Source organism: Microcoleus anatoxicus, from assembly GCF_042465725.1.
Lineage (GTDB): Bacteria > Cyanobacteriota > Cyanobacteriia > Cyanobacteriales > Microcoleaceae > Microcoleus > Microcoleus anatoxicus.
In genome coordinates, this window is record NZ_CP120853.1 from 4,911,256 (window position 1) to 4,931,228 (window position 19,973).

Below are 19,973 nucleotides of genomic sequence, written 5' to 3' on the forward strand. Positions count from 1 at the left end.
TTAGGTAGTAAGGTAGTCTGGTTATGAAATACGATCGTATGAATAAAAAATTCTCTAAATTTTTGAAAAAAATACCTTTAAGAATTATTTTTACTGTCCCTTTTTTGATGGAAATTTTTCTGATAGTTGGATTAGTCGGGTTTCTCTCCTATGAAAATGGCAAACAAGCCGTTAACGAAATTGCTACTCAATTGCGGGAAAAAATTACCTTAGAAATCCAAACATATATTAACAACCAGTTATCGGCTCTCGTGATGATTCATAAACTTAACGTTGATGCTATTGAACGGGGGGAATTAAATCTCGATTTACAAAATCAAGAGACTAAAAAATATCATTATTTATGGCAACAGATCAAAAATTTCGATGGAGTTAGTAGGATTGGTTTATCTTCTCAAGACAAGAATCAATATTTAGAGGTTTGGAGAAAGCCTGAAAATAAAGAACTAAGATTTGTGGTTTCCAATGCTTCTACTAATTATTTTACCTTGGAATATGCCATTAGTCCCCAAGGTCAGCCTACCAAAGTAATGAACAAATTTACCAGATATTACGATCCCAGGCAGCGTCCTTGGTACATGGGAGCAGTCAAAGCAGGTAAACTAAATTGGCAGCCAATTTATTCAGGAATTGACTACCATATTTTTTTTCTGGATCTTTGTCAGCCAATTTACGACGAAAATAGTAAGCTTTTAGGTGTGATTACTGCTACTTATGAATTAGATAAAGTTCAAGATTTTCTGGGTAAACATAAGATTGGCAAAAATGGACAAACATTTATTGTCGATCGCCAAGGGTTGTTAGTAGCGAGTTCTCAACCGGAAATTAGTCTTAATAATAGTAAAACTTTCAAAAAAAACACACGACCTTCTATAGATCGAAGTAGCGTTCCGATCATTCAAGCTACAGCAAAGTATCTCAAAAAATATTTTGTTGATTTTGCTAAAATTGACCGCAGCTATCAACTTGAATTTCAGTATAATCACGCTCTACAATTTTTACAAATTTCGCCCTATAAAGATGAGTTAGGTATAGATTGGTTGATTGTTACTGTTGTACCTGAATCAGACTTTCTCGATCGTATTCATGCTAATACTCGCCAGACAATTTTATTATGCGTTGCCGCCTTTTTTTTAGTGGGAACTATTGGAATTATGACTAGCAATTGGGTAGCAAAACCCATCTTCAAACTTAATAAAGCAGCGAAAAATATAGCCAATGGGAAACTATACCAAAGTGTAGAAATTGACCAAACTTATGAATTAGGAGAACTGGCAATTTCATTTAATACCATGGCTCATCAATTAAAAGAATTGTTTGAAAATTTAGAAGAAAAAGTGCAACAAAGAACCGAAGAATTGGCAATTGCTAAAGAAAAAGCCGAAGTAGCTAACCAAGCTAAGAGTACCTTTATTGCCAACATGAGCCATGAATTGCGATCGCCTCTCAATGCGATTCTCGGTTTTTCTCAATTGATGATACGCTCTACAAACTTGCCATCAGAACAACACGAAAATGCTGGCATCATATATCGCAGTGGCGATTACCTGTTGACGCTAATTAATCATATCCTCGATTTATCCAAAATCGAAGCCGACAAAACCACCCTCAATCCCAGTGAATTTGACCTCTACCGCTTACTGAATGATTTAGAAGATATGCTGTATCTCCGGGCTAGTAATGCGGGCTTAAAGTTGATATTCCAGCGGACTGAAAATGTCCCTCACTATATTTGTACGGATGAAGTCAAATTACGTCAAGTGTTAATTAATTTACTCAGCAATGCCATTAAATTTACCTCAGAGGGTCAAATTACTCTCGATGTTTTTCATGAAGAGCTAGAAACACCAGATGTTTTTAATCTTCATTTTCGGGTGCGCGATACTGGGGTAGGGATTGCCTCCGCAGAACTACCACATATTTTTGATGCTTTTTCCCAAGCCCAAGCCGGGAAAGAGATGCAAGAAGGAACTGGTTTAGGTTTAGCTATCAGTCGCAAATTTGTGCAACTGATGGGAGGGGATATTTCAGTAGAAAGCGATTTGGGAAAAGGCACAACTTTCCAATTTTATATTCAGGTAAAAATCGGTCAAGAAACAAATGCCAATAGTTCAGAAGAACATTCCAGAGTGCTGGGAATTGCTCCCGGTCAACCTACCTATAAAATTCTCACAGTAGATGACAAAATAATTAATCGACAATTACTCATTAAGTTACTCACTCCTTTAGGATTTGAAATGAAAGAAGCTAGTAATGGACAAGAGGCGATCGCAATTTGGGATGAATGGGAACCTCACCTAATTTGGATGGATATGAGAATGCCTGTTATGGATGGTTATGAAGCTACAAAATATATTAAATCTACCACCAAAGGTAATGCTACGGCGGTGATTGCTTTAACGGCGAGTGTGTTAGAAGAAGAAAAGGCGATCGTGCTTTCCGCGGGGTGCGATGACTTCCTCCGCAAACCATTTGCCGAACATACAATTTTCGACGCACTAGCTAAACATCTTGGTGTAAAATATATCTTAGCGGAAACAACTTCACCAAACTTAAATGAGCCAGCAGAGAGCGTCTTGACTTCACAACACCTCACCTGTATGCCTCAAGAATGGATTACCCAACTATACGAAGCTGCTCTTGAAGCAAATACCAAGCTCGCCTTAAAACTGCTAGCAGAAATTCCCCAGACAGAAACTTGTTTGATACAATCATTGACAAAACTGGTGAGTCAATTTCAATTTGAACAAATTCTCGACCTAGCCGAACCCCTTATAAGCGATGAATCTTAATTCTGAAAGCGACAATAAAGGTAATATTCTGATTGTAGACGATCTCATCGAAAATTTACAATTACTAAGCGATGTGCTCTTCAAACTTGGCTACACTGTTCGCAGCGTCACCAGTGGAGTGATGGCACTGAAAACCATAAAAGTCAAGTGGCCAGATGTCATTCTGTTAGATATTAAAATGCCACAAATGGATGGTTATGAAGTATGTAAAGCCATCAAATCCGATGAGAATATACGCCACATTCCCGTTATTTTTATTAGTGCTTTAGATGATGTTTTTGACAAGGTAAAAGCCTTTGAGTCAGGGGGCATAGATTACATTACCAAACCCTTTCAAATCGAAGAAGTCGTAGCGCGTCTGGAAAATCAGTTAATTATTCAACGTCAGCAACGGCTGCTGGAAAAAGAAATTACTATCCGCAGGGAAGCGGAAGAGGTACTGTATCAATCGAGGGCTTTACTTGCTAGTGTTTTAAATAGTTCCCTTGATGGTATTGCGGCAATGCAAGCTGTCCGCAACCCGGTAACTGGGGAGATTGAAGATTTTCGTTGTTTAGTTGTCAACCCCGTGATTGCTAGAGTTTTCAAACGCACTCGCGAACAGATAATTGGTAAATTAGTAGTCAAAAAAATTTTGCATCGTATCGCTCCCGAACTCTTTAATGGCTTCGTTAATATTGTTGAGAAGGGAGACAGTTTAGCACAAGATTTTTACTATGAATCAGCGTCTTCTTGGTTTCATTTTGTAGCAGTAAAACTGGGTGATGGTTTTGCTATTACCATCCGCGATATCACTGCACGGAAACAAGCGGAATTTCAATTACAAGAACAAGCTGAAAGCTTAAAAATTACTCTCAGGGAACTCAAACGCACCCAAGCCCAACTCATCCATACTGAAAAAATGTCTTCTATTGGGAATCTGGTTGCAGGTGTGGCACATGAAATTAACAATCCAGTTAATTTTATTCACGGCAATCTCAGCCCTGCTACTGAATATTTCCAAGATTTACTGAATTTGGTAAAACTGTATCAACAACATTTTCCCGATCCCCCACCTGAAATTAAAGCAGAAATCAAGGCTATTAACCTAGATTTTTTGCAAGAAGACTTGCTCAAACTGCTTAATTCTATGCAGATAGGAACCGAACGCATTCAGGAAATAGTTCTGTCCCTGCGGAATTTCTCCCGTCATGATGAGGCTGAATTCAAACGAGTGGATATTCATCAAGGTATCGACAATACGCTGATGCTTCTCCAAAATCGCCTAAAAGCGACGCTAAAAAATCCCGAAATTGCCGTGATAAAAGATTATGGTGAACTGCCGATGATTGAGTGTTATTCCGGTCAACTTAATCAGGTATTTATGAATATAATAAATAATGCTATAGATTCCGTGTACGCTCATTTCACAGGCGATATACCAAAAATAAGAATTCAAACTCAAGTTCATAATAATTATGGAATATCAATTAAAATATCAGATAATGGCTTGGGAATTGCTAAAGAATTACAATCTCAGTTGTTTGACCCTTTCTTTACTACCAAAGAGGTAGGTGAAGGTACGGGACTGGGACTGTTTATCTGTCATCAGATTGTGGTTGATAAACACGGTGGGGATTTATATTGTCACTCGACAATAGGAAAAGGAGCAGAATTTGTAATTGAGATTCCTTTATCCAAACATAAATAAAAATTTTTGTCTCAATAAAACCCTTAATAAAATAACCTCGCTAGCTCATGAATTTAAATTATCAAAACCTAGAAAAAGGCAACATTCTCCTAGTAGATGACCACCGCGGCAATCTGCAATGTTTAAGCGATGTACTCCTCAAACTTGGCTACACTGTTCGCAGCGCTACCAGTGGAATAATGGCACTTAGAACCATAAAAGTTAAGCAGCCAGATGTCATTTTTTTAGATGTGAAGATGCCACAAATGGATGGTTATGAAGTCTGTAAAATTCTGAAAGCAGATGAGAGTATACGCCACATTCCCGTTATTTTTATTAGTGCTTTAGATGATGTTTTTGACAAGGTAAAAGCCTTTGAGTCAGGGGGCATAGATTACATTACCAAACCCTTTCACATCGAAGAAGTCGTAGCGCGTCTGGAAAATCAGTTAATCATTCAACGTCAGCAACGGCTGCTGGAGAAAGAAATTACTATCCGCAGGGAAGCGGAAGAGGTACTGTATCAATCGAGGGCTTTACTGGCTAGTGTTTTAAATAGTTCCCTGGATGGTATTGCGGCAATGCAAGCTGTCCGCAACCCGGTAACTGGGGAGATTGAGGATTTTCGTTGTTTAGTTGTCAACCCCGTGATTGCTAGAGTTTTCAAACGCACTCGTGAAGAGATGATTGGCAAATTGGTACTGAAAAAGTTTTTGAGCAATGTTGATCCAGAACTATTCCAGCGTTTCGTTGAAATTGTGGAAACCGGGGAACCTTTAGAGCACGATTTTTACTATGAATGGGAAGAGTCTTCTTGGTTTCACTGGGTAGCCGTAAAATTAGGTGATGGTTTTGCTATTACCATCCGCGATATCACTACACGTAAACAAATGGAAATAGCTTTCAAAGAAACCAATCAAAAACTAGAGATATTGGCGAATTTAGATGCTTTGACTCAGGTGGCTAACCGTGGCTGTTTCAACAATCGCCTCCAAAGCGAATGGGAACGATTAGCACAAGAAAAGCAGCCACTGTCGCTGATTTTATTGGATATTGATACTTTCAAAAGCTACAACGACTATTATGGTCATTTGGCGGGGGATGATTGCTTAATTAGAATAGGGAAAATATTACCAACCGTAGTCCATCGTCCCGCGGATTTAGCAGCGCGTTACGGTGGCGAAGAATTTGCTTTTCTCCTCCCCAATACGGATTTGGAGGGAGGGATTAAGATAGCACAAAATATTCAGCAAGTAATTCATAGTTTGGCGATTCCCCATGAGCAGTCTCATGTAAAGAATATCCTCACAGTTAGTTTGGGAATTGCCTCACTCATTCCTAGCTTAGAATTGGAGCCAGATACCTTGGTTGCTCATGCAGACAAAGCACTATATCAAGCAAAAAAACAGGGGCGCGATCGCTATTGTGTATATAGCATTTCTCAGTTAGGTGAGGTGAGCGTGTAATGGGGAACCCCCCCCTGCGCCCTGGGCGGTTTCATTCTCTTGTAGGGGCAGCCCCCCGTGGCTACCCCAATGCCTGAAATGACGGAAAATGGTCGGTGGGGAGGTAGGCATTCTTGGCACTACCCTTACAAAGCCCTCGTTTTTTGGAGAATGAAACCGCCGTGGCCGGCACTCTTGGCACGGCCCCTACCAAAAATGAAACCGCCCAGGGCGCAGGGGGCGTGACTTCTTCCTTATACTTATCTGAGCGAGCTAATAAATAAAATTGACCCAATTAAATCTAATGGAATCACAGAAAGTAGATGCAGCAATTTCGGAATTTGAACGATCCCAGATTCCCGGCGTTTGGGCAGGTTTGAATAAAACCCAAATCATCGCAGAAATGCGCGATCGCATCCAAAACCCTTTCCAAATCAATCAAAGCGGACAACCTTTTTGTGGACCAGCAGCCGTAGCATTTACGCTGCTTAACCAAAACCCTCTTCGCTACATTGAAATTTGCCGCCATCTTTTTGAAATAGGCAGTTTGCAAACTAAATCTATGCGTTCGATTTATCCCTCCATCCCCCTGCGACAAAGCAAAGGAAACTTGCGGATGCCTCAAGTTGATTGGATGCTATTATCAACACTGCGGGAATCCGCCAATTTGATATTTCCAGTCGAACCAAATGCTCCAGAAATTATTCGTAATATTAGTGGGATGACTAAATCTTGGGAAATGGCCGGATGGGCGCGAGAAATTTTGGGCAGTCGCGATGTAAAATCTCATTACGCTTATTTTAGTGGCGATATTCCAGCGCTGCGGGCCGCCGATGCAGCGATTAAATCAGGGGGCTTTGCTTTTGCTTTAATTACTGCTGAAGGAATGTTGGGAAATAAACCGCCTCTGATACCTTATCCCACTCATTGGGTTGCCTTGTTAGGAAATATGGCAATTCCTGATGACAATTTGGGTAACGCCGATCGAGAGCGGGTCAGCTTTGATGTCTATACTTGGGGTAAAAAAATGCGCGTAGATCTCACTAAAAAATCTTTTGAGAATTATTTTTGGGTCGCCATTTCCGGCATTTAATTTTATATTAAATCTAAAATCTCCAGTTGATAATGGCTGATTCTGCTGTCTTCATGTTATAGTAGTTGTTCAAGAATTAAATGAAGAAGCAGCGATCGCAGCTTTAGACGGTGCTGAATGGATGGGCCGTAGCTTGAAAGTCAACAAAGCCAAGCCTCGCGAAGATAACAAACGCTCATCAGGTAGCGGTGGCTGGGGCGACAACAATCGCTCCTCACGACGCTACTAAGCTTTGAAACTGCAACTGGAACTCAAAATTTGAGTTTTGGTGGTTGAGAGCCTTTAGACATCTTCCAAACAGCTTGTTTTAAACAGGCTGTTTGGTCTAGGCCACCGGAATTATCCCAGAGATCGACAAACTTTCAAAATTGTCCACATAGATGTCCAAGATCTACACCCAGGCAGAACTCATTAACATCCTCGAAGCAGAACGCCAAGCTTGCTTACACGGGCGACGTCTGAATTTGACTGAAACTCATTCTACAGGAAACCCCGTGATCGATCGCTTTCTGAAATCTGAGGGCGTCCAAAAGTTCACTGCTTATCAAAATTTTAAGGCCGCCATACACGAATATCAACGGGAACATCAAGTTTCTGGGATTGTTTGGCGCGAAATGACGGTTAAAGGGAAAACTCTTAATTATCCAGCAGTGGACGATGAATTAATTGCTTTACCTGTGGATTTGATGACGCTCAAACAAGCCAAGATTACAATGTTGGCATTCTGGCGGCAAGTAACTGTGGGGATGGATTTATATTTAAGTATTAATAGTGGCAAGGATTTTCGATCGATCGAGCCTAGGGATGTAGAGGCGATCGTCCAGCGCACAGAATGGGTTAATCTTTGGAAGTGGGAAAAATTAGATTTTTTAGAAATATTGTTGCAATTGGGCTGGGGGAAGCCGGAGGAAGCTTATTACAAGCGGGGATGGCCAACATCGGGAAGCGAGTACATTCATGCTGTCAAACCAGGACAGAAACCAATTTGTTAATTTGTTCTTTGTTACTGGTTATAGCGATTTTTAATGATTTGAATGAACCGCGAAGACGCGAAGAGCGCGAAGGAAGAGCTGCATTCCTTTTTTTCTCTGATTTAATGTCAGACGCGCCTTCGCGGTTAATTTAATCTTAAACTGACCTCTGACAAAGTATCAAACCAAACCACTGATTTGGATCGGTCCAAACTTGCACAGGCACTAAACCGCGACTGGCAAGTTGTTCCTGCATATTAGGGAGTTTGAACTTGCGGGAAATTTCACTTCTGATAGTTTCTCCTGCTGCAAATTCAACCGTTAAATTGAGAGCGCGCAAGTTGACTGTTTGTGCTTTTTTGCTTTTTAAGTGCATTTCTATTTGACATTCTGCTTGATTGTAAAATGCCCAATGCTCGAACTGCGTCAAATCAAAATTTCCCTCATATTTCCGATTCAAATGCCTCAGCATATTCACATTAAATGCCGCCGTCACCCCTTGATTGTCATCGTAGGCTGGCTCTAAAATCTCCTTAGATTTGTCTAAGTCAATGCCTAACAAAAAATACTCTCCTGGCTGCAATGCGCCGACAATTTGTGAGAAGAATACATCGCATTCTTCAGGGCTAAGATTGCCAAGGGTGCTGCCTAAAAAACAAATCATTCGGGTTGGCAATGGCGATGGGGCAATTTTTGCCAAAGCTAACTCGTAGGTGCTGACAAGTCCGTGAATCTGGAGTGATGGATACTCTGCTAACAGTTGAAAGGCGCTGCTTTCTAGGATGGTGGGACTGATGTCTATGGGTAAATAATGCAGGGGATATTCCCGTTGACTGTAAGCATCGAGGAGAATCCGTGTTTTGGTGGAACTACCGCTACCTAGTTCGACAATTTCACAGGGGCCTGTTAAGTTGGCGATCGCCCCCGCACATTCTTCCAAAATCGCTGCCTCAGTACGTGTCACGTAATATTCTGGCAGTTGACAAATCAACTCAAATAGGTTCGAGCCACGATCGTCGTAGAAATACTTAGGAGGCAAGGATTTTGGGGTTTGAGTCAACCCGCTAACTACATCGCAGCCTGCATTGATTTCTGTGGCTGTCGGTGTCTTCGTACTCACCAGTCGCTCTAGGTGTAAGCGATTGTCCTTCGTTGAGGCTGAATTTGTAGTTTCAGACAGTCTTGAGGATGTTGTCATAGCGTAAATTTAAGATGCACGAATGGGTAAAGCACGTATTCACTCATCTAGAAACCCGGTTTCTCAAAGAAACCGGGTTTCTGCTCTTTGTTAGGTTACATTCATTTGTGCCCAATTACTTACCAATTAGCCAAAATCATTGAGCGCACCGAAAGCCAGCGATGATTTGTCGCACGCCCGGATAATACCAATTGCGAAAACTCGATCGCAGTGATGGAGCATGAGTCGCCCAACTGCCACCTTTTAAAACTCGGTGTTCTCCATCGAAATATGCTTGAGAATAGCCAGTATAAGGATAACTTTCAAATCCTGGATAAGCATCAAAAGTGGAAGCTGTCCACTCCCAAACATTGCCTAACATATCGCAGCAGCCAAAGCTACTGGCTCCCTGGGGAAATTTATCAACTGGGGCTGTGTTCCCAATCTTATTGCCGTGGTTGCATAGGGATGAATTTGGTAATTCTTCTCCCCAAGGATAGGTGCGCTGAGTTTGATTTGCTGAATCCCAACTGGCTGCTTTTTCCCATTCGGATTCTGTGGGTAGTCGCTTGCCGATGAAATTGCAGTATGCTTCTGCTTCGTACCAACTGACACCGCAAACTGGGTGATTGTTCCTAGCGGGATTGTCTGACCAGTAAAGCGGGCGATCGACTAAATTAGATTGCAGCCATTTCCAACCTTCTGCGGACCACCACTGAGGGTTTTGATAGCCGTCAGATGCCATGAAATGGCGGTATTGATCGCAAGTAACTGGATAGCGGTCGATCGAGTATTTGTCCAAATAGCATAGGTGGCGCGATCGCTCATTATCCAAAGCTTCAACGCGATCGCTTCCCATGTAAAATTCCCCGGCCGGAATTTCAATCGCTGAATTGGGCATTGGCAATTCATCGGGAATTGGTCGCCCACTCTCCCCAGGTCCCCTCTCCTGCTGCATTTGCAACAAAAAAGCCACGGTTTCGCAGTGCTGACTTTCATGTTGAATAATAAATTGCCACAGACGCTCTTGCTGTGCGATCGGCGCTATTTCCAAATAATCCAGAACCTTTTTTCTGACCTCATCCAGATATAATTCAACTTCGGGAATTGTTGGCAAATAAACCCGTTCTTGCTTCGGTAAAATATCAGCAGCAAACAGCTTGTGATACTTAGGAAATACTGGTTTGATTTTACCACATTTCTGCAATAGCCACAAATCCTCCGTATAAGCAATGTGACCTAAATGCCAGCCAACCGGACTAAAATCTGGATGAATTTGCCTACAGAAAGTATCGTAATCCATCCCTGAAAATAGCTCGAAAGTGCCGCGACGAGACTGTTGCAAATCTCGATAAATAGCCTCTCTACAAGATAGAATTGATTTTGAGATCACCGTCTTTTCCCGTACTGATAATACTTTGTGGTGGACACTCATGCCAATTGCCGACAAATAAAGGTTCGGAAGCAATAATCACCGCTTCTGGAAAATTCGGGTCGTCCCGCAGCCAATAGAGGGAAGGAGGAGCCTTTTTGGAAGCAAAGCGAGAGGCAACTAACTGGTTTCCATCGCTGACAATTATATTAGCTGAAAATTCAACTCCATTGAAGTTTGCCAGTTCTGCCAAAGTTGTTAGTGCATTTCGCAAAGCGACTTCTAGAGTCATATTTGGCGCTGTCAATTCATTGACAAACAGACCAAAAATATGCTCGGAATCTGTAGTACCATTAATTAATTGATAGGTAGCATCGTTGAGGCGATCGCGAATTGGTCTGTAAAGACTTTGCCGAAAATTCTTCACAAAGCCGTTGTGAACAAACATGAGACGGTTGTACCCAAAAGGCTGACAGTTGCTCAAATCCACAGCTTGTCCCACCGTTGCACTGCGAACATAGGCTAGAGCACATCCTGATTCCACGTATCTACTGATACTCGGAAGGTTGATGTCGCTCCAAATTGGTTGTATATTTTTATAGACAAACGGGTCCGTATCTAGGTGGGAGTGATACCAACCAATGCCAAAACCGTCAGCATTGAGTAGACCTGAAGTCATTTCGCGGGGTTGGTAACTCTGCACAATTAAGGAATGTTCCGGCTTGTACAGAAGAGAATCGAGTAAAATCGGCCCGCCGAGATAGCCAAGCAAACGGCACATAAAATTTTTCTAGGAAATTGAGAGAGCAGAAGGTATAACCCGAATAGGCTAGAACTTACTACATTATTTAACTTTTATCAAAAACAGTTAAGATTAATTAACAGTATCACCCCAGTAGCACAAGGAGAATCTTGAATGTTCCTCGACGAACTCATCCCGGTAGTCAAAGAATTGTTCCAACAGCCGATCGCATTTACGGGCGGATTTGTGTCGGGCCTGCTACGACTTAATCTTCAGGAAGACCCAGTGAAAAGCTGGATCGATGAGCAAGCGGGTTCAACTTCCTACACACCACCCGCCAGCGAAACCACCAATCCGTCAAGTAATGGGCCTCAGTCAATCTCGATCGACTGAATACAGATAAGCAGTTAACTTTTCGATTGCATCAAGTCAACTGTTTCAGTTGACACCCAAATTGTGTGAAAGCGGGCGACATTGTATCGAGCTCGCTTTCCCCGACAACGTAACCGAACTTATATTGTGTACCTATTACCAAATTTTTTTACCCAGCTCAGAATTGTCTTCCAAGTCAATCGATTCCATAGATTGTTGCTTCACACGGCCAGCCATCGCCGCCAACTGCAAACTCATAAAAGCATTCAAATCTTCCAAGTCGCATTTCGCTGACGAGAAAACGTGCGCTATTTCATTTTCGGCTTCCAAGGTCAGATATCCAGCCGCAATAGCTTTTTTTACAACGTCACGAATCACCATGATTTCTAGATTCCTTACTAATTCTCAATGTACAAACAGTCGATTAATTCCTAATTGGAAGTCTTAGAGACGACTTCAGAAAAGTATTGACATTCTCTCAATTCACGAGACTCTTGTTTCACCATTCCCGACATAGTTGCTAGCTGCAAAGTCATAAAAGCATTTAAGTCTTCTAATTCATAGGTGGTGGTGGTTAGCATCCGGCGCAAAAGATTTTCTGCTTCAATAGTCAGATAACCGATGGTCATAGCTTGTTGGGCAAGGTCGCGAATCATTACCATAAAACTTATTGCTTTCAACATTGGGGTAGCTTCAGTATCGACAATAGCCATGGATTTGACGGTGACGGGTAAGGTCTAGTTTGTGTGACATTGTGGCTTTCATGCAGTGACTGCAACAGTTGTAAACTGTGACTAGCAGTGGAGCTAGATGTGACTTCGATCACAATAGCCAGGAGGAATGGCAAGAAAAATCTGGGTTCCGCCGAAGCCAGAAGTGCTTGGGCATTCTATCTGTGGCACTCTCAAGGACACTCAACGTCTATAATCAGCAAGTTAAATATTTACGACAGACTATGGAACCAACTCATAAAGATTTGCTACAACAAATTGCCGGACTATCGGAAACCTATCCTAGTTTGGCCGATCGACTCGCACACTCCGCCAAACAACTCCAACAATCCGGTCTTCCTCCGTCAGAAAACTTGCTGCAAGAAATAGTAAGTTACAGTCGCAATTTTTTCGTCGTCCAAAAACAAGCTCTTGAACTCAGCAACAGTGCTCTAGTACCCGGAGAAATTACCTCCCTCCAAGAAATTCAAAACTTAGTCCAGACAATCTCCGCCTCTGAAGGGAAAGCAGAAATTCGCTCCCAAGCCCTAACAGCGATCGATCGAGTATTAGCGATCGCCCACCGGGAACAAAGCGACTTTGGGCCACTACAATCAGTACATAGTAAAGCCCGCGAGCTTCAGCGCGCCATTGCCGAATCAACCCCAACCCAACTGCACTCCGATGCAGAATCCTTAGTCAGCGGCAAACACCCAGTGGCGGCAGTGCTCGCCCTCGTCGAACAACAAGATAAACTAAATGACGAACAGTGGGTCATCCTGGAAGAAATCGTCAGCGCCGCCTTTGGTAAACAAATAGCTGTTGCCATTTCCAGAGGGAAATTGACCGTTAACGAGACACAAATCGCCCCTAAAATAGCCGCACCAGCCACAGTTAAACCCGTACCAGCAGCAGTTGCTGAACCATTACCAGAAGTCATCGTCATCCCGTCGGGAAAGGTCGCGCCCCCGAAACAAGTTGCAGTGGTGCCAGAGATCAAAATTTTGGAATCACCGGCACCCTCAGCCCCCATGCACGAAGTGATTATTGTTCCCAGCATGGAAATGCCTAAATCTATCCAGACAAAAAGCTCCGGGAACATTGTCTTTGGGGCACCGACAGGGGCTTCACCAGCGCCCGTAGAGGGGGCTGTGGGATTAAAAGTTTTGGTGCACATTCAGGGAATTGGCGATCGCACTTTTGATTCTCAACAATACGCAGGAACCAAAGCTCAAGGGCGGCGCGTCGAAGGATTTCAAGTGAATTTAGAGCCAGCAATTCCCGACTTAAAAGTCGAGTATATGGCTCACGTTGAAGGTGTCGGCGACACTCCTTGGGTGAGCGAACAGGAATTAGCAGGTTTCCGGGGTAAGGGGAAACGAATTGAAGGATTTGCTCTGCGATTGAGCGGGGACCAAGCTAGTAAATACGACATATTTTACAATGCTCACATTCAGAATATCGGCGACACAAAAGTAGCCTCCAACGGTGAATATTGTGGCACTCGCGGGAAAGCATTGAGAGTAGAAGGTATCACAGTTTGGGTTGTGCCATCAGCCAAGGCTCAACCAGCCCAACCAGTCAGCTTAAAAGTGTTAACACATATTCAAGGAATTGGCGATCGCACTTTTAGCGATCGAGAATATGCCGGCACTCGCGCTCAAAAGCGTCGCGTCGAAGGGTTTCAGATTAAAATAGACCCTCCCGTCGCCGGTCTCAAATTGCAGTACATGGCCCATGTCGAAGGTGTTGGCGATACCGCTTGGATCGAAGAAGGAGAGTTAGCAGGATTCCGGGGAAAAGCTAAGCGGATTGAAGGATTTGCGGTGCGGCTAACAGGAGCCCAGGCTGATAAATACAACGTACTTTACACTGCTCACATTCAGAATATCGGCGATACTCCCACAACTTCTAACGGCCAATATTGCGGCAGTCGCGGCAAAGGTTTGAGGGTTGAAGGGCTGACTGTTTGGGTTGAGGCTAAGGTTTAACATCAATTCTGGTGACTGTAGGGGTGTTTCATCCCAACTTCGGGTGACTCACCCCATTTTTGATTTTAGTGGCTAATTTCTCCCCTCCCTCCTTGCCTCCGTGGGGGGGATTTCCTTCCGATGCAACCGGAAACTATATAATTCGCGATCGTTTTGGGATAGAGACACGGCAATGCCGTGTCCTCAGTTACTTACAATAAATATTGCAATTTCTCATCTTCTCCCAATACCTTAATTACCTGTTTAATCTCCTGGGTTCTCTCTTTTTTCACAATCAAAGTCACATTGCCATCTCTGACAACTACCACATCTTCTAAACCAATGGTGACAATGACTTCATTCTCATCCGCTGCATAGAAAATGCCTCCTTTGGTATCAATGCCGACGTGTTTTGCTAATTCGACATTCGGCTTGTCTCCTTGCAGCAAACGGGCGATCGCATTCCAATCTCCCAAATCGTCCCAACTAAATCCTACAGGCAAAACACAGGCTTTTTGCGTCTTTTCCATCAGCGCATAATCAATGCTAATTTTCGGCAATTCCGAGTAAGCCTCGGCCCCTTTTGCCTCCAAAGCAGCCATCATTTCCGGTACATAATTGCGCAATTCTGTCAAGACAGTGCCAACTCGAAACACAAAAATTCCGCCATTCCAACTAAATTTGCCGCTGGCTACAAATTCCTCAGCGGTGGCGCGATCGGGCTTTTCGGTAAACCGGGCGACGCGGTACGCAGGAAAACCGCCAAAACTGCCGATTTCCTCCCCTTGTTCGATGTAGCCATAACCAGTGGAAGCATAGCTCGGTTTGACTCCCAAAGTGGCGATCGCATCCTGATTTTTCGCCAAATCCGCCGCCGCCGCCAAAGTCTTCTCAAACTCCTCCGGTTCCCCAATCCAGTGATCCGCCGGGAAAAACCCGACAACCGCATCCTCACCGTAACGCTTAGCCGTTTCTATAGCCGTCCAAGCCACCGCAGGCGCAGTATCCCTCCCCTCCGGTTCCGCCAGCAAATTCTCAGGAGGTAGCAGCGGTAACTGTTCGCGCACACCCTCGGCCAACATTTCTGATGTTACTACCCACAAATCTTCCCAGCCGTTACCTAATGTTAATAGTCTTTCAGCAGTAGCTTGCAGCAAACTCTTACCGCTACCATCGAGACTCAAAAACTGCTTGGGGCGCTGCTTGCGACTTAGCGGCCAAAAACGTTCGCCTTTACCGCCGGCGAGAATCACAGGAATTAAGGTTCTGGTCATGATTTGAGGTTAAACAGTTCACATCTATTTTGCCTTGATAGCTTGAGGGATGCAAACGATGGTGAGATAATTGAGTGAGATGCTATTTTTTTTATTGAGTATAGATTAAAGACCCTCCGATCGCGGATTTTTGGTCAACTTGTCAATCCAATTAGTATGATCGGTGGGCGATCGACTTTTACCAGAAACCTAATTATGAATTTTTATATAGTTGACGTGTTTGCAGAGTCAAAATATGCTGGCAACCAGCTAGCTGTCTTTTGCGGTGCGGGAGTGGCAGAGTTATCTGAGAGCGAAATGCTGATGATAGCCAGGGAAATCAATTATTCAGAAACTACGTTTGTGCGATCGCCCCAACCACAAAACGGCGGCTACGATGTGCGGATATTCACCCCAAAAAAAGAATTGCCCTTTGCCGGTCATCCCACATTAGGAACAGCATTCGTTTTGCAGCAACAGATTATCAACAAACCTGTAGAACAAGTTATTTTAAATCTAGCCGTTGGTCAAATTCCAGTTACTTTCAGCTATCAAAATGCAGCCGCAGATATTTTATGGATGCGACAAAACTCCCCTACTTTTGGTCAAGTGTTATCAGCCGAAACACTCGCAATGGTGCTGAATTTAGGACGAGATGAAATAGACGATGGATTCCCAATTCAAGAAGTTTCCACGGGAGTACCATTCATAATAGTACCTCTCAAAAAACTGACCTCGCTCAAGAAAGCTAAAGTCAACTTAGAGCAATATTTTGAGCTGATTCAGACTACAGAAGCCAAAGAGATTTTGATATTTTGTCCCGAAACTTACAATGATATTAATGACTTGAGCGTCCGAGTTTTTGCCCATTCTTTAGGAATTCCCGAAGATCCGGCCACCGGGAGTGCAAATGGCTGTTTGGCTGGATATTTGGTCGAATATGCTTATTATAGGGCAGAAAAGATTAATGTGAGAGTCGAGCAAGGTTATGAGATCGATCGACCTTCGCTACTGTTGTTGCAATCAGCGAAAAATGAAGAAAAAATAGAAGTGTTGGTAGGTGGTAAAGTTGTAATGGTTGCTAAAGGAGAATTTGTTTAGAATCCGCTGAAAAATATGGCGATCGACTAACCAACTATTTTAAAATACAAGGGGCGGGTTTCTCGAATAATCATTGCCTAAAACCAACAATCTCATCAACCCGCCCCCACCCAACGACAAATCACTTCTGAAAAATATGACACTTATTCAAGAAAAAACCTTAGCCTCAAAAGTTCGCGGTGACTTCCCAATTCTGAAGGAAAAAGTCAACGGTAAACCCCTAGTGTATCTCGACAATGCAGCTACATCTCAAAAACCTTTAGCTGTCCTCAACGCTTGGCGCGATTACTACGAAAAATACAATTCCAATGTTCACCGGGGTGCCCACACTCTCAGTGGAAAAGCCACAGATGCTTACGAAGGCGCTAGAGATAAAGTGGCTGCTTTTATCAATGCAGCTTCCCGCCAAGAAATTGTCTACACTCGCAATGCTACCGAAGCGATTAATTTAGTTGCTTACTCTTGGGGTTTGAACAATCTGCAAGCAGGAGATGAAATCATCCTGTCAGTAATGGAACACCATAGCAATCTCGTTCCTTGGCAAATGATAGCTCAAAAAACTGGCGCGGTACTCAAGTTTGTGGAACTAACTGAGACTCAGGAGTTTGATTTAGAACAGTTTAAAACGCTGATTTCCTCTCGAACTAAGTTAGTCTCCATAGTTCATGTTTCTAATACTTTGGGCTGCATCAATCCAGTTAAACAAATCTGTGAAATTGCCCACACTTATGGCGCAAAAGTTTTAATTGATGCTTGCCAAAGCGTGCCACATATGGTAATAGATGTGCAGGCAATGGATTGCGATTGGCTGGTTGCTTCCGGACACAAAATGTGCGCTCCCACTGGCATCGGTTTTTTATATGGCAAGTTGGACTTGCTGAGAGAAATGCCTCCGTTTTTCGGCGGTGGTGAAATGATTGCTGAGGTGTTTCTCGAATATTCCACCTATGCCGATTTGCCGCACAAGTTTGAAGCGGGGACGCCAGCCATCGGAGAGGCGATCGCCCTTGGTGCCGCGATCGATTATCTTAGTAACATCGGCATGGATAAGATTCATGCTTGCGAAGCAGAATTAACGGCTTATCTATTCCAACAATTGCGGCAAATTCCACAGATTAAAATCTACGGGCCGCAACCAGACAGCAACGGTGAAGGTAGGGCGGCGTTAGCGGCATTTACAGCGGGAGAAATTCACCCTCAAGACTTGGCTACCATGTTGGATGAGGAGGGAATCGCAATTCGATCGGGGCATCACTGCACGCAAGCTTTGCACCGCTATTTGAACCTTTCATCGACGGCGCGGGCAAGTTTATATTTTTACAATACTCGCGAGGAGATTGATGTGTTTGTGAAAGCATTGAAAGAGACGATCGACTTTTTCGCCGGGATTATGGGATAAGTTGGTAGTTTGGGTATTTCCCCCACCTACATTGAATCAGGGTGCATCGACTATTAAGGGTCGATCGCCCTTTTTTCATGCACTAGGAATTATTTAACCGCAGAGAACACTCTTGACACAGAGGGAGAAAATACAGATTTGAATACAGGTTTTGATATAATTCAAAAATCCCATGCAGGATATTTGGTACTTTCTGGTATTATATTTAAATAATATTTGACACAGAGAGGTTAGTGATGGAACCTTCACAACAGCAATCAACACCACCCAGCATCTTCGATGAAACCTTCCGTGAAAATCCCGATCCATGGGGGTACACGACTAATTTTAATGAAATCAGTAAATTCCGAGCCACAATCAGAGCTTTGCCTAAAGTCCAGTTCAAAAATGCTTTTGAAATTGCGTGTGCTATCGGTGTGCTTACAGAAAAACTAGCTCCAAAGTGTGACAGACTACTGTCAGTAGATTATTCAGAATTAGGATTAGTGGAAGCACGGAAACGCTGTAGCCATCTCCCCCAGGTGCGGTTCGAGCAGATGCAGATACCCAAGCAGTTCCCCACTGAGAATTTCGATTTAATTTTATTCTCAGAAGTTGGCTTTTTTTTGACGATGGAAGATTTGCTGGAAACTAAACAAAAAATTATTGACCACTTACTTCCGGGCGGATATCTGTTGATGGTTCATTATCGAGGTACAGCGGGGGATTATTTTATCCTGGATGGGGAGACGATTCACGATACTTTTGTCCAAAATTCTGCATCTTCTTTGAAACACCTAGGCGATCCACGCAAAAAGTTTTTGATGCTTGATTTAGCGCGTCATCACAAACGCTATCGGATGGATTTGTTTCAGCGTTTGTAAGTCTCATCAGCAGATAGATTGCATCAGGGTGTATCGACTCTATTAAGGGTCGATCGCCCTTTTTTCATGAGCTATAGCAATCCTAAATCATTTGTGAACTTCTTACTCCCTCCCCTTGCTAAGGGGAGGGTTGGGGTGGGGTAAAAAATTTACGACTCCTGCAAGGATTGCACTAGGAATTATTTAACCGCAGAGAACACTCTTGACACAGAGGGAGAAAATAGAGAGCTGATTACAGGCTTTGATATAATTTAAAAATTCTATGCAGGATATTGGGTACTTTCTGGTATTATATTTAAATAATATTTAACAGAGAGAGGTTAGTGATGAAACCTTCAGAGTCAGACTCAGTGCCATCCAGCTTTTTTGATGAAACCTATCGCCAAAGTACAGATCCTTGGGGATACACCTCTAGCTTTTACGAAACCAGTAAATTCAGAACAACAATCAGATCCTTGCCCAAAGGCAGATTCAAAAATGCTTTTGAAATCGGATGTGCCATCGGTGTACTTACAGAAAAACTAGCTCCAAAATGTGACAGACTACTGTCAGTAGATTATTCAGAAGTAGGATTAGAGGAAGCGCGGAAACGCTGTATAAACCTGCCCCAGGTGCGGTTCGAGCAGATGCAAATACCCCAACAGTTTCCTACTGAGCAATTTGATTTAATTTTATTCTCAGAAGTGGGCTATTATTTGACGAAAGAAGACATCCAGAAAACCAAGAAAAAAATCCTTAATCAATTACTTCCCGGCGGTTATCTTTTGATGGTTCACTTTAGGTATCCAGTAGAAAGCTTCATCTTGAATGGTGACATAGTTCACGATACTTTTGTCGAAAATTCTGCATCATCTTTGAAACACCTAGGCGATCCACGTAAAAACTTTTTGATGCTCGATTTAGCGCGTCATCACAAACGCTATCGGATGGATTTGTTTCAGCGTTTGTAAGTCTTATTAGTAGATAAATTGCATCTGGGTGTATCGACTATTAACGGTCGATCGCCCTTTTTAATTGGCTTTCACTGTGGCACTGGCATCGGGG

Annotated in this window: 17 protein-coding genes and 1 pseudogene; 12 read left to right on the plus strand and 6 right to left on the minus strand. The window is 43.0% G+C overall.

Going from position 1 to position 19,973, the window contains the following annotated elements; translation table 11 throughout:
- Nucleotides 1–38 precede the first annotated feature (38 nt).
- The 6 genes and pseudogenes from P2A85_RS21300 (at nt 39) to P2A85_RS21325 (ending at nt 7,991) form a co-directional block, all read left to right on the plus strand.
- Entirely contained in the window at nt 39–2,792 is a 2,754-nt protein-coding gene (locus P2A85_RS21300; RefSeq protein ID WP_377475372.1) for an ATP-binding protein, read from the plus strand.
- The gene (locus P2A85_RS21305) at nt 2,782–4,482 is read left to right on the plus strand and encodes a response regulator (RefSeq protein WP_377475373.1); all 1,701 of its coding nucleotides are present in this window, start codon (nt 2,782–2,784) and stop codon (nt 4,480–4,482) included. Before P2A85_RS21300 ends, P2A85_RS21305 begins: the two co-directional genes overlap by 11 nt.
- A gap of 47 nt (nt 4,483–4,529) precedes the next feature.
- Entirely contained in the window at nt 4,530–5,927 is a 1,398-nt protein-coding gene (locus P2A85_RS21310) for a diguanylate cyclase domain-containing protein (RefSeq protein ID WP_377475374.1), read from the plus strand.
- A 283-nt stretch (nt 5,928–6,210) separates the two neighbouring features.
- Entirely contained in the window at nt 6,211–6,999 is a 789-nt protein-coding gene (locus tag P2A85_RS21315) for a hypothetical protein (RefSeq protein ID WP_340518776.1), read from the plus strand.
- 73 nt (nt 7,000–7,072) lie between these two features.
- A pseudogene (locus P2A85_RS21320) lies at nt 7,073–7,228 on the plus strand (RNA-binding protein); the annotation flags it as partial.
- 151 nt (nt 7,229–7,379) lie between these two features.
- Nucleotides 7,380–7,991 (plus strand): hypothetical protein, encoded by a 612-nt coding sequence (locus P2A85_RS21325; protein ID WP_377475375.1) that lies wholly within the window; start codon nt 7,380–7,382, stop codon nt 7,989–7,991.
- 136 nt (nt 7,992–8,127) lie between these two features.
- Here P2A85_RS21325 and egtD read toward each other — a convergent pair whose 3' ends face one another.
- The 3 genes from egtD to egtC all read right to left on the minus strand — a co-directional run bounded on the left by egtD (nt 8,128) and on the right by egtC (nt 11,300).
- Nucleotides 8,128–9,168, minus strand: coding sequence for an L-histidine N(alpha)-methyltransferase (gene egtD, locus P2A85_RS21330; RefSeq protein ID WP_377475376.1), 1,041 nt, complete (start codon nt 9,166–9,168; stop codon nt 8,128–8,130).
- Nucleotides 9,169–9,304: 136 nt separating this feature from the next.
- Nucleotides 9,305–10,540, minus strand: a complete 1,236-nt coding sequence (locus P2A85_RS21335; protein WP_377481620.1) for an SUMF1/EgtB/PvdO family nonheme iron enzyme — start codon at nt 10,538–10,540, stop codon at nt 9,305–9,307.
- Nucleotides 10,512–11,300, minus strand: a complete 789-nt coding sequence (gene egtC / locus P2A85_RS21340) for an ergothioneine biosynthesis protein EgtC (protein WP_377475377.1) — start codon at nt 11,298–11,300, stop codon at nt 10,512–10,514. The genes P2A85_RS21335 and egtC overlap by 29 nt, the downstream gene beginning before the upstream one ends.
- A 135-nt stretch (nt 11,301–11,435) precedes the next feature.
- Here egtC and P2A85_RS21345 point away from each other — a divergent pair, with 135 nt between their 5' ends.
- Entirely contained in the window at nt 11,436–11,654 is a 219-nt protein-coding gene (locus tag P2A85_RS21345; RefSeq protein ID WP_340518771.1) for a hypothetical protein, read from the plus strand.
- Between the two features lie 135 nt (nt 11,655–11,789).
- On the opposite strand, the gene P2A85_RS21350 is transcribed toward P2A85_RS21345, so the two are convergent.
- Nucleotides 11,790–12,014, minus strand: a complete 225-nt coding sequence (locus P2A85_RS21350; protein WP_371118157.1) for a hypothetical protein — start codon at nt 12,012–12,014, stop codon at nt 11,790–11,792.
- Between the two features lie 50 nt (nt 12,015–12,064).
- Nucleotides 12,065–12,346: a hypothetical protein gene (locus P2A85_RS21355; RefSeq protein WP_377475379.1), complete on the minus strand. Its 282-nt coding sequence runs from the start codon at nt 12,344–12,346 to the stop codon at nt 12,065–12,067.
- Between the two features lie 77 nt (nt 12,347–12,423).
- Here P2A85_RS21355 and P2A85_RS21360 point away from each other — a divergent pair, with 77 nt between their 5' ends.
- Nucleotides 12,424–14,334 (plus strand): hypothetical protein, encoded by a 1,911-nt coding sequence (locus tag P2A85_RS21360; protein WP_377475380.1) that lies wholly within the window; start codon nt 12,424–12,426, stop codon nt 14,332–14,334.
- Nucleotides 14,335–14,525: 191 nt separating this feature from the next.
- On the opposite strand, the gene P2A85_RS21365 is transcribed toward P2A85_RS21360, so the two are convergent.
- Complete coding sequence (locus tag P2A85_RS21365) at nt 14,526–15,587, minus strand: mannose-1-phosphate guanylyltransferase (RefSeq protein ID WP_377475381.1); 1,062 nt, start codon at nt 15,585–15,587, stop codon at nt 14,526–14,528.
- A gap of 195 nt (nt 15,588–15,782) precedes the next feature.
- On the opposite strand from P2A85_RS21365, the gene P2A85_RS21370 reads away from it, so the two are divergent.
- The 4 genes from P2A85_RS21370 to P2A85_RS21385 all read left to right on the plus strand — a co-directional run bounded on the left by P2A85_RS21370 (nt 15,783) and on the right by P2A85_RS21385 (nt 19,879).
- Complete coding sequence (locus tag P2A85_RS21370; protein ID WP_377475382.1) at nt 15,783–16,667, plus strand: PhzF family phenazine biosynthesis protein; 885 nt, start codon at nt 15,783–15,785, stop codon at nt 16,665–16,667.
- A 136-nt stretch (nt 16,668–16,803) separates the two neighbouring features.
- Complete coding sequence (locus P2A85_RS21375) at nt 16,804–18,066, plus strand: SufS family cysteine desulfurase (protein ID WP_377475384.1); 1,263 nt, start codon at nt 16,804–16,806, stop codon at nt 18,064–18,066.
- Between the two features lie 236 nt (nt 18,067–18,302).
- On the plus strand, nt 18,303–18,929 hold the full coding sequence (locus P2A85_RS21380; protein WP_340549982.1) for an SAM-dependent methyltransferase: 627 nt from the start codon (nt 18,303–18,305) through the stop codon (nt 18,927–18,929).
- Between the two features lie 326 nt (nt 18,930–19,255).
- Nucleotides 19,256–19,879, plus strand: a complete 624-nt coding sequence (locus P2A85_RS21385; protein WP_377475385.1) for a class I SAM-dependent DNA methyltransferase — start codon at nt 19,256–19,258, stop codon at nt 19,877–19,879.
- The last annotated feature ends 94 nt before the right edge of the window (nt 19,880–19,973 follow it).

What these genes read in the sequence shown, in the direction of transcription:
- P2A85_RS21300 (WP_377475372.1), top strand. Translation starts at nt 39, where the DNA reads ATGAATAAAAAATTCTCTAAATTTTTGAAAAAAATACCTTTAAGAATT.
- P2A85_RS21305 (WP_377475373.1), top strand. Translation starts at nt 2,782, where the DNA reads ATGAATCTTAATTCTGAAAGCGACAATAAAGGTAATATTCTGATTGTA.
- P2A85_RS21310 (WP_377475374.1), top strand. Translation starts at nt 4,530, where the DNA reads ATGAATTTAAATTATCAAAACCTAGAAAAAGGCAACATTCTCCTAGTA.
- P2A85_RS21315 (WP_340518776.1), top strand. Translation starts at nt 6,211, where the DNA reads ATGGAATCACAGAAAGTAGATGCAGCAATTTCGGAATTTGAACGATCC.
- P2A85_RS21325 (WP_377475375.1), top strand. Translation starts at nt 7,380, where the DNA reads ATGTCCAAGATCTACACCCAGGCAGAACTCATTAACATCCTCGAAGCA.
- egtD (WP_377475376.1), bottom strand. Translation starts at nt 9,168, where the DNA reads ATGACAACATCCTCAAGACTGTCTGAAACTACAAATTCAGCCTCAACG.
- egtC (WP_377475377.1), bottom strand. Translation starts at nt 11,300, where the DNA reads ATGTGCCGTTTGCTTGGCTATCTCGGCGGGCCGATTTTACTCGATTCT.
- P2A85_RS21345 (WP_340518771.1), top strand. Translation starts at nt 11,436, where the DNA reads ATGTTCCTCGACGAACTCATCCCGGTAGTCAAAGAATTGTTCCAACAG.
- P2A85_RS21350 (WP_371118157.1), bottom strand. Translation starts at nt 12,014, where the DNA reads ATGGTGATTCGTGACGTTGTAAAAAAAGCTATTGCGGCTGGATATCTG.
- P2A85_RS21355 (WP_377475379.1), bottom strand. Translation starts at nt 12,346, where the DNA reads ATGGCTATTGTCGATACTGAAGCTACCCCAATGTTGAAAGCAATAAGT.
- P2A85_RS21365 (WP_377475381.1), bottom strand. Translation starts at nt 15,587, where the DNA reads ATGACCAGAACCTTAATTCCTGTGATTCTCGCCGGCGGTAAAGGCGAA.
- P2A85_RS21370 (WP_377475382.1), top strand. Translation starts at nt 15,783, where the DNA reads ATGAATTTTTATATAGTTGACGTGTTTGCAGAGTCAAAATATGCTGGC.
- P2A85_RS21375 (WP_377475384.1), top strand. Translation starts at nt 16,804, where the DNA reads ATGACACTTATTCAAGAAAAAACCTTAGCCTCAAAAGTTCGCGGTGAC.
- P2A85_RS21380 (WP_340549982.1), top strand. Translation starts at nt 18,303, where the DNA reads ATGGAACCTTCACAACAGCAATCAACACCACCCAGCATCTTCGATGAA.
- P2A85_RS21385 (WP_377475385.1), top strand. Translation starts at nt 19,256, where the DNA reads ATGAAACCTTCAGAGTCAGACTCAGTGCCATCCAGCTTTTTTGATGAA.